Origin of the sequence: Stenotrophomonas sp. PD6 (assembly GCF_049199305.1) — a bacterium.
In the GTDB taxonomy this organism is placed as follows: domain Bacteria; phylum Pseudomonadota; class Gammaproteobacteria; order Xanthomonadales; family Xanthomonadaceae; genus Stenotrophomonas.
In genome coordinates, this window is the sequence record NZ_JBLZQD010000012.1 from 1 (window position 1) to 10,708 (window position 10,708).

Genomic DNA, 10,708 nt, shown 5'->3' on the forward strand with positions numbered 1-10,708 from the left:
GGGGGGTGCGGGGGTACGGGACCGTAGAGCGCCATGGATGGCGTGAACGAGCTTACATGGACGTACTTGCAGCGTGTCCCGTACCCCCGCACCCGCCGGCCCTGCGCGCGAACGTTCGCAGATCAAGGCTTTGGGTACCGACCAACGGTCGGTACCTACCGTTTGGACAATCGATCCCCACAAACAGAAACGGCGCCCGAAGGCGCCGTTCTTTTAATCACACATCAAACCCGATCAGAACTTCGCGTCGAACTCGGCGGCGTAGCCGGTGTTGACCAGCACCTTCTGCAGGATGTCGGTGTTCTTCACGTTGCCGGCCACGATCTGATGGTTCTCCGGGCCGCGACCATCCATGCGGGCCGGGGTGGCGCCCTTGAAGTCGCAGACGCGGCCACCGGCCTCGCGGACCAGCAGCACGCCGGCGGCGATGTCCCAGCCCTTCACGCCGGCTTCGAAGTAGGCGTCGGCGCGGCCGCAGGCCACATAGGCCAGGTCCAGCGCCGCCGAACCGGTGCGGCGAATGTCCTCGGCGTGCACCAGCAGCGCGTCCACCGCCTTCAGCTGGGCGCTGGTGCGGTTGCGCTCGCGCGGGGCGAAGCCGGTGTGGATCATCGCGCCGGCCAGGTCCTTGCGGTCGGCCACGCGCAGGCGGCGGTCGTTCAGCACCGCGCCGGCACCGCGGCTGGCGGTGAACAGTTCATTGCGGAGCGGATCGAAAATGACCGCGTCGATCGGCTCGCCGTTCTCGACCAGCGCGATGGACACGCAGTAATGCGGGAAGCCGCGCAGGTAGTTGCTGGTGCCGTCGAGCGGGTCGATGACCCACATATAGCGGTTGGCACCCTGGGTGCCACCTTCTTCGCCGATGATCCCGTATTCAGGGTAGGCGCGCTTCAGTTCCTTGACGATGACCTTTTCCGCATCTGCATCGACTTCACTGGCATAGTCCATACGCCCCTTCTGCACGACGTTCAACGCCTCGAGCTTGTTGATGTTGCGCAACAGGACGTTGCCGGCGAGGCGGGCGGCCTTGACCATGACGGTGACGGCGGGTTTCTGCATGGCGAAAAGCTCCCGGAAAGGCAGAGTGGGGGTACTGGCGGGGGAAAAGAGCGGTCCCGGCGCAGAGGCCGGCCGCACAGTTTACCATTTGTGACTGTCCTGCTCGCGTTTGGCCTGTTCATGTCTATTGAAACCGCTCCGTCCCGCATCCGTTTCGTCCTTGTTGGCACCCAGCACCCCGGCAACATGGGGGCTGCGGCGCGCGCCATGAAGACCATGGGGCTGGGCCGGCTCGTGCTCGTGGCGCCCGAAAAACCGCTGGATGACGAGGCCTTCCGCCGTTCGGCCGGCGCCGAAGACGTCCTGGGCGACGCCCCCGTCGTGGCCACCCTGGCCGAGGCCGTGGCCGACTGCCGGCTGGTGCTGGGCTGCACCGCGCGTGCGCGCCGCGTTCAGCTGGAAGAGCTGCTGCCCGGCGTCGCCGCGCAGCGCGCCCTGGCCAAGGCGGCGGAAGCCGATGGCGAAGTGGCCTTCGTATTCGGGCGCGAGCGCACCGGCCTGACCAACGAAGAGCTGCAGCTGTGCCACCTGGCCGTGCATATTCCCTCCAACCCGGACTTCAGCTCCCTGAACCTGGCCGCCGCCGTGCAGGTGCTGGCCTATGAACTGCGCATGGCCAGCCTGGGCGGCGTCGAGGCGGCCAGCCCGGCCGACCCCGAATACCGCGAACAGCCGGCCAGCCACGCCCAGGTTGAAGGCCTGTTCGGCCAGCTGGGCCAGGCGCTGGACGATATCGATTTCCACAAGGGCCGCGCCCCGGATTCGGCCATGCGCAAGCTGCGCCGCCTGTTCCTGCGCACCGAACTGAGCGAACAGGAAGTGCGCCTGCTGCGCGGCATCCTGTCCGATGCCCAGCGGATGGCGCGATTGGCGAACCAGAAGCCCGAATGAGCTGACGCACGTCTCACTTTTTCGGGTAGGCTGTTTCGATTCCTTGGGGGGAGCGAATGGGATTGCCGGGACTGCGATGGCTGTTGCAGGGAGGGTTGCTGTGTCTGGCCATCATCGCGATGACCGGCGCGGCCGCCGCAGGCCCTGACAACGCAGACCCTGAGCACGTGCTGGTGCTGGGCCGGATCAGCGACAACCCCAAGTCACACTATGCGCAACTGCAGCCCCTGCTCGATTACGTGGTTCCGCGCATGCGCGACGTCGGCATCACCGAAGGCCGCATCCTGATGGCGCCCGATGCGCAGCAGATGGCCAGCTACCTGCGCCGCGGCCGGGTGGACTGGGTCACCGAAACCGCCGGTACCGCCGTCAACCTGGGCCTGCGCAGTGGCGCCAAGCCCCTGCTGCTTACCGAACGCAGCGGCGTGCGCGATTACCACACCGTCTTCTTCGTGCGCCGCGACAGCCCGATCACCTCGCTGGCCGAGCTGAAGGGGCACACCCTGGCCCTGCAGAACGTGGCGTCCACCAGCGCCTACCTGGTGCCGGTGATGACCCTGTTGCAGAACGGGCTGACCCCGGAGATCCTGTTGTCCGCGCGCGACGCGGCCGCGCCGGACACGGTGGGCTATGTGTTTGCGCGCTCGGAGGGCAACATTGCCACCTTCGTACACAAGGGCGTGGTCGATGCGGGGGCCGTGAGCAGTGTGGATTGGGGCGACCCGCACCGCATCCCGGCCACGTTCCGGCGCGACTTCCGGGTCATCTACCGCACCGAGCCGTACCCGCGTGCGGTGGAAGTGGTACGTGCGGGGCTCGACCCGAAAGTGCGCGACCGGTTGCAGCAGGTGTTGCTGGAGGCAGCATCGGATCCGCAGGCGCAGGATGCGCTGGATAAGTTTTTTGGTACGTCCGGGTTCCATCGGGTGGATGCGCAGATGCAGCACCGTTTGGATGAATTGAAACAGGGTCTTACACGCGTGCGGATGGAAGTGGAATGAGGCCGTTGGGTTCCGGAATGCAGTCCCGCTTCGTATTGGCGATGGGTGGGGCGATGTTGGTGGTGGTGGCGATCGTGGCCGTGGTGTTGGGGCGCCAGGCGACGATGCAGGATGAGGTCAAGCACCTCAGCGGCAACGTCATCCATGACCTGTTCGACCGCAGCGTGCGCAGCCGGGGCGAGGCCCTGGCGCGCGAGCTGTCCGATGCCTTGGCCAACCCGTTGTATTACAACGACCTGGAACAGGTCGGCGCGCTGGTGCGCAACACCTCGCGGCAGCAGGTCGTGCGCTACGTGCTGGTGTTCGACGAGGACGGCAAGCTGATTCACGACGGCTCCACCGAGGTCATCGACTTCGGCCGGCCCATGCAGGACCCGCTGGCGTCCGGCGCCGTTGCCGCGCGCACGCTGGTGGTGCAGCAGTCGCCCAAGGTGCTCGACAACGCGATGCCGATCATGGTCGGCAACCAGCGTATCGGCGGCGTCCGCGTCGGCATGGCGCTCGATGACGTGCAGGCCATGGAGCAGCGGGCCAACCAGACCCTGGGCGAGCGCCTGCAGCAGGTGGGCAAGCGCCACCTGGGCTGGCTGCTGCTGATGCTGGGCCTGCTGGTCGGCATTGGGGTGCTGGTGGTGATCTACGTGCAGCGCACCCTGGTGACGCCGATCCGTGGCCTGGCCGCCGCCGCCCGCCAGATCGAGGCGGGCGACTACCGCCCGCAGCTGAGCCAGAGCAACCGCCAGGACGAGGTCGGCGAACTGGTGCGCGCGTTCGGCCGCATGAGCGAGGCCATTGCCCGCCACGACCGCGAAGTGCGGCACATGGCCTACACCGACGCCCTGACCGGGCTGACCAACCGCCTGGCATTCCGCGAAGCGCTGGACCACCGGCTGATGGCCGCGCGGGCCTCCAACCACCGGTTGGGCCTGCTGTTTGCCGACATGGACGACTTCAAGCGGGTCAACGACACCCTCGGCCATGAGGCCGGCGATGAGGCCCTGCTGCAGTTCGCCCAGCGCATCAGTGCCGCCGTGGCCCAGGCCGGTGGCGACGAGGCGCTGCTCGCCCGCTTCGGTGGCGACGAATTCGTGATCCTGATCGGCGACGGCGATGTGGCGGCGAGTGCGCGCCAGCTGGCCGAGATCCTCGTTCGCGAACTGAGCAAGCCGCTGGTGGTGCAGGGCCGGGAGCTGTTCCTGGGCACCTCCATCGGCGTGACCCTGTTCCCCGACGATGCGGCGGATGCGACCACGCTGCTGAAGAATGGCGACATCGCCATGTACCAGGCCAAGGTCGCCGGCAAGAACTGCTACCGCTATTACAGCCGGGCCATGGACCACGCGGTGGAGCGCCGCGTGCACATGGAGCAGGAGCTGCGCGGCGCGTGGGAGCGCGGCGAACTGCGGCTGGTCTACCAGCCCATCTTCCGCACCCGCGACCGCCGCATGGTGGGCGTGGAAGTGCTGCTGCGCTGGCAGCACCCGACCCTGGGCACCATTCCGCCGTCGGTGTTCATCGAAGTGGCCGAACAGAGCGGCCTGATCGAAGTGATCGGGCCCAAGGTGCTGCGCGCGGCGTGCATGGAAGCGGTGCAGTGGCCGCATTCCAGCGATGGCGAGGGCATGTTCGTCTCGGTCAACGTCTCCCCGCGCCAGCTGCGTGGCGGTGAGCTGCCGACCCTGGTGGCCGATTGCCTTCGCGACACCGGCCTGCCGGCGGCGCGCCTGCACCTGGAGCTGACCGAAACGGCGGTGATCGGCGATGAAATGCTGGCTGCGCAGCTGCTGGACAAGCTGCACCGCACCGGCGTGAAGGTCTGGCTGGACGACTTCGGCACCGGTTTCTCGGGGCTGAGCCATCTGCGCCAGGTGCCGGTGGACGGCGTGAAGATCGACAAGAGCTTCGTGGCCGACATGCAGCGCGACCCGGACGACCTGGCCCTGACCACGGCGATCATCGCCATGGCGCATGCGCTGGGCATCACCGTGGTGGCCGAGGGCATCGAGCAGGAAGTGCAGTTCGACCTGCTGAGCCAGCGCGGCTGCGACCTGGCGCAGGGGTATTGGCTGAGCGTGCCGATCACCGCGACCGAGGTGGTGGAGATGATTGAATCGGGACGGTGAAAAACGCCCCTAGACGGGGCGTTTGCTGGAATCGCCTGAGATTTCCCGAACGAGCTTCGGCACCAGATACCCCGACAACCTCGCCGTCAGCTGCGCATGCAACGCTTTCGCCGTGGCATCGTCCACCTCGAAATGCGCCACGCCCTGCACGCGGTCCACCTGGTACAGGTAATACGGCAGCACGCCCGCGGCAAAGCTGCGCTCGCTCAAATCCTGCAGTGCCTGCAGCGAATCGTTCACGCCGCGCAGCAGCACCGCCTGGTTGAGCAACGTGGCGCCGGCGTCGCGCAGGCGCGCCATCGCCGCGTCTACCGCCGCGTCGAACTCGTTGGCATGGTTGGCATGGATCACGAACGCCACCGGCCACGGCAGCGAGGCGATCCATTGCACCAGCTCGTCGTCCACCCGCTCGGGCAGCACCACCGGCAGGCGGCTGTGGATGCGCAGGCGGCGCAGGTGCGGAATCTGCTTCAGCGCCTGGGTCAGCTCCACCAGCTTGTGGGTGGCCAGCGACAGCGGGTCGCCGCCGGACAGGATCACCTCGTCGATGCCCGGGTCCTGCGCGATCGCGTCCACCGCCTCGCGCCAGCCTTCACGTGCCGCGTTCTCGGTGCCGTAGTCGAAATGCCGGCGGAAGCAGTAGCGGCAGTTGATCGCGCAGCTGCCGGTGGTCACCAGCAGGGCCCGGCCCTGGTACTTCTGGATCACCCCGGTGGCCTTGCGGGCCAGGCCGTCGCCGACCGCGTCCAGGGTAAAGCCCGGCGCGTGTTGAAGCTCATCAGTGACCGGCAGCACCTGGCGCAGCAGGGGGTCATGGCGGTCGCCGTGGCGCATCCGGGCGATGAAGCCCTGCGGCACGCGCAGCGCGAACTGCTGGGCGGCCTCGGCCGAGAGCGGCAGTTCGTCCGGGTCCAGCCCGAGCTGGCCCAGCAGGGCGCGCGGGTCGCGCACCGCCTCGCGCCACAGCTGTTGCCAGCGTACGGGGGAGGGCAGGGGCGTGGCGGAGAGCTGCATGGAATGGGGGCCTGCGGTTATCATAGGGGTAGCTTTTCCATTCTATCCGGCTCGCCGCGCCTGCGCGGCGTTTGCCCATTCAGGAGTTTCAGCATGGCCACTGTTGGCATGAACGACGTCAAGAACGGGATGAAGATCCTGGTCAACAATGAACCGGCGGTCATCACCGAGACCGAGTACGTCAAGCCGGGCAAGGGCCAGGCCTTCACCCGCATGAAGTACCGCTTCATCAAGTCGGGCCGCGTGGTCGAAATGACCATGAAGGCGACCGACGACGTGGAGAAGGCTGACGTTGTCGATACCAACATGAACTACATGTACACCGACGGCGAGTACTGGCACTTCATGGACCCGGAGTCCTTCGAGCAGGTCCAGGCCACCAAGTCGGGCATGGGCGGCGCCGAGAAGTGGCTGAAGGGCGAAGAGTCCTGCATCGTGACCCTGTGGAACGGCGAGCCGATCTTCGTGCAGCCGCCGAACTTCGTGGAACTGAAGATCACCGAGACCGACCCGGGCGTCCGTGGCGACACCTCCGGCGGCGGCGGCAAGCCGGCCACCCTGGAAACCGGCGCCGTGGTCCGCGTGCCGCTGTTCGTCAGCCAGGATGAAATCATCAAGGTCGACACCCGCTCGGGCGAGTACTCGGCCCGCGCCGGCAAATAATTCGACCCACGGTCGAATGACGGTGGCGCCGGGCTCTGCCCGGCGCTGTCGTAATGATTCATCGATAAAGTGAGACCGCATGACCGACACCAACCGCATTCCCGAACCCTGTGACCTGTTGATCGAAGCCGGTTACGTGGTCCCGATCGAACCGCATGCGGTGGTGCTGGAAGACCATGCCGTGGCCGTGCGCGGCAGCGAAATCATCGCCGTCCTGCCGCGTGCCGAGGCGCGTGCGCGCTTTGCTCCGAAGCAGACCGTCTCGCGCCCCGACGCGGCGCTGATGCCGGGCCTGGTCAACGCGCATACGCACAACCCGATGACGCTGCTGCGCGGCGTTGCCGACGACCTGCCGCTGATGGTGTGGCTGCAGCAGCACATCTGGCCGGTGGAAGCGGCGGTGATCGGGCCGGAGTTCGTGGCCGACGGCACCACCCTGGCCATCGCCGAAATGCTGCGCGGTGGCACCACCTGCGCCAACGAAAACTACTTCTTCGCCGACGTCCAGGCCGCCGTCTACAAGCAGCACGGCTTCCGTGCGCTGGTCGGCGCGGTGATCATCGATTTCCCGACCGCCTGGGCCAAGACCGACGACGAGTACTTCGCCAAGGCCGGCGAACTGCACGACCAGTGGCGCAACGACCCGCTCATCGGCACCTCCTTCGCCCCGCACGCGCCGTACACCGTCAACGACGCCAATTTCGAACGCGTGCGCATGCTGTCCGACCAGCTGGACATGCAGGTGCACCTGCATACGCATGAGACCGCGCAGGAAATAAGCGACTCGATCAAGCTGCACGGCCAGCGCCCGCTGGCGCGGCTGGACCGGCTGGGCCTGGTCAACGACCGCCTGATCGCGGTGCACATGACCCAGCTGACCGAGGCCGAAATCCACCTGTGCGCCGAACGCGGCGTCAGCGTGGTGCATTGCCCCGAATCCAACCTCAAGCTGGCCTCCGGGTTCTGCCCGGCCTGCGCCCTGCAGCGCGCCGGGGTCAACCTGGCCATCGGTACCGACGGCTGCGCCAGCAACAACGACCTGGACATGTTCAGCGAAAACCGCACCGCGGCGATCCTGGCCAAGGCCGTCGCCAACGACGCCACCGCGCTGGACGCGGCCACCACGCTGCGTGCGGCCACCCTGGGCGGCGCGCGCGCGCTGGGCTTCGGCGACCGTATCGGTTCCATCGAAGTGGGCAAGCAGGCCGACCTGGTGTGCGTGGACCTGTCCGCGCTGGAAACCCAGCCGCTGCACCACGTGCTTTCCCAGCTTGTCTACGCCGCCGGCCGCCACCAGGTCAGTGATGTCTGGATCGCCGGGCAGCCCAAGCTGGTCCAGCGCGAACTGGTCGGCATGGACACCGCCGCGATTGTTGCCAACGCCCGCCAGTGGCGCGAGCGCATCCGTCACATCCGTGCTTGATTGCCCGCGCCTGATCGCGCCGAGGATTTCCCCATGAATGCCCCCCACGCTTCCACCAATTTCGACCAGGCCGAACTGGACAAGTTCGCCGCGCTCGCCAACCGCTGGTGGGACGCCGACGGCCCGCAGAAGCCGCTGCACGCATTGAACCCGGTGCGCCTGAAGTACGTGGCCGACCGCGTCACGCTGCGCGGTGCGCGCGTGCTCGACATCGGCTGCGGCGGTGGCCTGCTCAGCGAAGCGCTGGCCCAGGCCGGCGCGGACGTGACCGCCATCGACCTGGCCCCGGAGCTGGTCAAGGTGGCCCGCCTGCACGGTCTGGAGTCGGGCGTCACCGTCGACTACCGCGTGCAGGCTGCTGAAGACCTGGCGGCCGAACAGCCGGGCAGCTTCGACGTGGTTACCTGCATGGAGATGCTGGAGCACGTGCCGGACCCGGGCGCGATCATCGCCGCCTGCCACCGCCTGCTCAAGCCGGGTGGCCAGCTGTTCCTGTCCACCGTCAACCGCACCCCGGCCGCGTTCGCCGTGGCCATTGTCGGTGCCGAGTACATCGCGCGGCTGTTGCCCAAGGGCACGCACCACTACCAGGACTTCATCAAGCCGGCCGAGCTGGGCAAGTGGCTGCGCGAGGCCGATTTCAGCCTGCGCGATGTCAGCGGCATGGCCTACGAACCGTGGCGCAACCGTGCCCGCCTGAGCTCGCGTACCGACATCAACTACCTGGCCCATGCGGTCAAGCCGGACGATGCGGTCAATGGCTGAGTCTGGCGTCCACGCGGGCCTGTTCCCGCAGGCCGTCCTGTTCGACCTGGACGGCACGCTGCTCGACAGCGCGCCGGACATGCTGGCCACCGCCAACGCGATGCTGGCCGAGCGTGGCCGCGCGCCGATCACGCTGGACGCGCTGCGCCCGGTGGTCTCCAAGGGCTCGCGGGCGATGGTGTCGGTGGCGTTTCCCGAACTGGGGCAGGAGGCGCGTGACGCGCTGGTGCCCGAGTTCCTGGATCGCTATGAGGCGCTGATCGGCCAGCACGCCGTGCTGTTCGACGGCGTCGCCGGCATGCTGGAGGCGCTGGAGGCGGCCGACTGTGCCTGGGGCATCGTCACCAACAAGCCCGAGTACCTGGCGCGGCTGATCCTGCCGCAGCTGGGCTGGGAGACGCGCTGCGCGGTCCTGATCGGTGGCGACACCCTGGCCCAGCGCAAGCCGCACCCGCTGCCGCTGCTGGCCGCCGCCGAGCGCATGGGCATCGACCCGGGCATCTGCATCTATGTCGGCGACGACGAGCGCGACATCGTGGCCGCCAACGCCGCCGGCATGGCCTCCGTGGCCGCGCTGTGGGGCTACCGCCTGGACGCCGACGACCCGCTGGCCTGGGGCGCCGAGGTCATGATCGAACAGCCGGCGGAATTGCAGCAGGCAGCGGCGTGGCCGCCTAGCCGCCGGTAGCGCCGAAGGGAACGGCAGGAGCCGTTCCCAACGTCGCGACGGGACGGCCCGCAGGGTGCCTGTCCCGACGGCGGGCGTGCCGTTGGCCGGCCCTCCGGTCGCCCGGCATCACGCCAATGCCGGGCAATCCGTGGGTCAATCAACACTGGTAGGCATCGACCGTTGGTCGATGCGCGCTTCACAAGGAATCCCGCAATGACCACCCCCACCGCCCTCGACAGCTTCCTCGACAAATGGCGGACCCGCTGGCCGGAATGGCAGGTGGCCGAGCCGTTCATCGCCGAATCCCAACGCCCCCTCGTGGTGGCGTGGTTCGCGCTGTTGCAGGAATTCGACGACATCCTCAACACCGCCGGCGACCCGATGCCGGCCGACGCCAAGCTGGCGTGGTGGGGCGAGGAGCTGCGCAGCTGGTCCGCGCAGCGCTCGCGGCATCCGCTCGGACGGCTGCTGGAGCCGGTGCGTGCGCCGTGGGCCGAACTGGCGCAGACGCTGCCGGACCTGATCGAGGCGCGCGCGGTAGCGGTCGACCCGGCGCAGGCACGGCGCGCGCTGCAGGCTTACGCTGCGGCCGTGGCGGCGGTGGAAGCGGTGCTGTTCGACACCCCGGCGCGCGGCGACGTGGCCGGCCCGATCGTGCTGCAGACCCTGGCCCAGCGCCTGCATGAGGCCGGCGTAGCGGCGGTGCCGCGTTCGCTGCTTGCCCAGGATGATGGCGACGCCGCGCAACGCTGGGCGCAGCAACTGCTGCGCGACTGGCCGGCCCGCGTGCCCGGCCCGCGCCCGCGCCGCCTGTATGCCTCGTTGGCGCGCACGCGCCAGCAGGCGTGGTCGCAGGGCCAGGAGCTCAAGGCCACCCCGGTCCGCACGTTGCTGCGCACCTGGTGGGCGGCAAGAGGGTAGAGCCACGCCATGCGTGGCTTCGCGGTGCAAGAACGAACGTAGAGCCACGCCATGCGTGGCTGCGCGGTGCAAGAACGAGCGTAGAGGCCCCCCCAGGGGGGGGGGGGGGGGGGGGCCCCACAGGGACGCCACCCCCGGCGGGGGCAGAAGCGCGAGGTTTTTTTAAAAAACAAAA

At 68.1% G+C, this 10,708-nt stretch carries 10 protein-coding genes; 8 read left to right on the forward strand and 2 right to left on the reverse strand.

Annotation, left to right across the window (positions count from 1 at the left end):
* Window positions 1-234: 234 nt before the first annotated feature.
* Window positions 235-1,062 carry an inositol monophosphatase family protein gene (locus tag ACOZHM_RS15365; protein ID WP_421570182.1) on the reverse strand — a complete coding sequence of 276 codons (828 nt, stop codon included), beginning with the start codon at window positions 1,060-1,062 and terminating at the stop codon, window positions 235-237.
* A gap of 120 nt (window positions 1,063-1,182) precedes the next feature.
* On the opposite strand from ACOZHM_RS15365, the gene ACOZHM_RS15370 reads away from it, so the two are divergent.
* Genes ACOZHM_RS15370 through ACOZHM_RS15380 form a run of 3 tightly spaced genes read left to right on the forward strand, consistent with a single transcriptional unit; the run spans window position 1,183 to window position 5,077 of the window.
* Entirely contained in the window at window positions 1,183-1,953 is a 771-nt protein-coding gene (locus tag ACOZHM_RS15370) for an RNA methyltransferase (protein ID WP_421570183.1), read from the forward strand.
* A 56-nt stretch (window positions 1,954-2,009) separates the two neighbouring features.
* Complete coding sequence (locus ACOZHM_RS15375) at window positions 2,010-2,954, forward strand: phosphate/phosphite/phosphonate ABC transporter substrate-binding protein (protein ID WP_421570184.1); 945 nt, start codon at window positions 2,010-2,012, stop codon at window positions 2,952-2,954.
* A complete protein-coding gene (locus ACOZHM_RS15380) occupies window positions 2,951-5,077 on the forward strand; it encodes a putative bifunctional diguanylate cyclase/phosphodiesterase (protein WP_421570185.1) in 2,127 nt (708 codons plus the stop codon). Before ACOZHM_RS15375 ends, ACOZHM_RS15380 begins: the two co-directional genes overlap by 4 nt.
* A 9-nt stretch (window positions 5,078-5,086) precedes the next feature.
* On the opposite strand, the gene epmB is transcribed toward ACOZHM_RS15380, so the two are convergent.
* Window positions 5,087-6,115, reverse strand: a complete 1,029-nt coding sequence (gene epmB, locus ACOZHM_RS15385) for an EF-P beta-lysylation protein EpmB (protein ID WP_421570186.1) — start codon at window positions 6,113-6,115, stop codon at window positions 5,087-5,089.
* A 69-nt stretch (window positions 6,116-6,184) separates the two neighbouring features.
* On the opposite strand from epmB, the gene efp reads away from it, so the two are divergent.
* The 5 genes from efp to ACOZHM_RS15410 all read left to right on the forward strand — a co-directional run bounded on the left by efp (window position 6,185) and on the right by ACOZHM_RS15410 (window position 10,533).
* A complete protein-coding gene (gene efp, locus ACOZHM_RS15390) occupies window positions 6,185-6,754 on the forward strand; it encodes an elongation factor P (protein ID WP_421570187.1) in 570 nt (189 codons plus the stop codon).
* A 79-nt stretch (window positions 6,755-6,833) separates the two neighbouring features.
* Window positions 6,834-8,177, forward strand: coding sequence for a TRZ/ATZ family hydrolase (locus ACOZHM_RS15395; protein ID WP_421570188.1), 1,344 nt, complete (start codon window positions 6,834-6,836; stop codon window positions 8,175-8,177).
* A gap of 33 nt (window positions 8,178-8,210) precedes the next feature.
* A complete protein-coding gene (ubiG, locus tag ACOZHM_RS15400) occupies window positions 8,211-8,942 on the forward strand; it encodes a bifunctional 2-polyprenyl-6-hydroxyphenol methylase/3-demethylubiquinol 3-O-methyltransferase UbiG (protein ID WP_421570189.1) in 732 nt (243 codons plus the stop codon).
* On the forward strand, window positions 8,935-9,630 hold the full coding sequence (locus tag ACOZHM_RS15405; RefSeq protein ID WP_421570190.1) for a phosphoglycolate phosphatase: 696 nt from the start codon (window positions 8,935-8,937) through the stop codon (window positions 9,628-9,630). Before ubiG ends, ACOZHM_RS15405 begins: the two co-directional genes overlap by 8 nt.
* Window positions 9,631-9,825: 195 nt before the next feature.
* The gene (locus tag ACOZHM_RS15410; protein WP_421570191.1) at window positions 9,826-10,533 is read left to right on the forward strand and encodes a squalene/phytoene synthase family protein; all 708 of its coding nucleotides are present in this window, start codon (window positions 9,826-9,828) and stop codon (window positions 10,531-10,533) included.
* Window positions 10,534-10,708 lie beyond the last annotated feature (175 nt).

Bases quoted from the DNA above. Each gene is read 5' to 3' on its own strand.
- ACOZHM_RS15410 (WP_421570191.1), top strand. From the start codon at position 9,826: ATGACCACCCCCACCGCCCTCGACAGCTTCCTCGACAAATGGCGGACC.
- efp (WP_421570187.1), top strand. From the start codon at position 6,185: ATGGCCACTGTTGGCATGAACGACGTCAAGAACGGGATGAAGATCCTG.
- ACOZHM_RS15380 (WP_421570185.1), top strand. From the start codon at position 2,951: ATGAGGCCGTTGGGTTCCGGAATGCAGTCCCGCTTCGTATTGGCGATG.
- ACOZHM_RS15375 (WP_421570184.1), top strand. From the start codon at position 2,010: ATGGGATTGCCGGGACTGCGATGGCTGTTGCAGGGAGGGTTGCTGTGT.
- ACOZHM_RS15395 (WP_421570188.1), top strand. From the start codon at position 6,834: ATGACCGACACCAACCGCATTCCCGAACCCTGTGACCTGTTGATCGAA.
- ACOZHM_RS15365 (WP_421570182.1), bottom strand. From the start codon at position 1,062: ATGCAGAAACCCGCCGTCACCGTCATGGTCAAGGCCGCCCGCCTCGCC.
- ubiG (WP_421570189.1), top strand. From the start codon at position 8,211: ATGAATGCCCCCCACGCTTCCACCAATTTCGACCAGGCCGAACTGGAC.
- ACOZHM_RS15405 (WP_421570190.1), top strand. From the start codon at position 8,935: ATGGCTGAGTCTGGCGTCCACGCGGGCCTGTTCCCGCAGGCCGTCCTG.
- ACOZHM_RS15370 (WP_421570183.1), top strand. From the start codon at position 1,183: ATGTCTATTGAAACCGCTCCGTCCCGCATCCGTTTCGTCCTTGTTGGC.
- epmB (WP_421570186.1), bottom strand. From the start codon at position 6,115: ATGATAACCGCAGGCCCCCATTCCATGCAGCTCTCCGCCACGCCCCTG.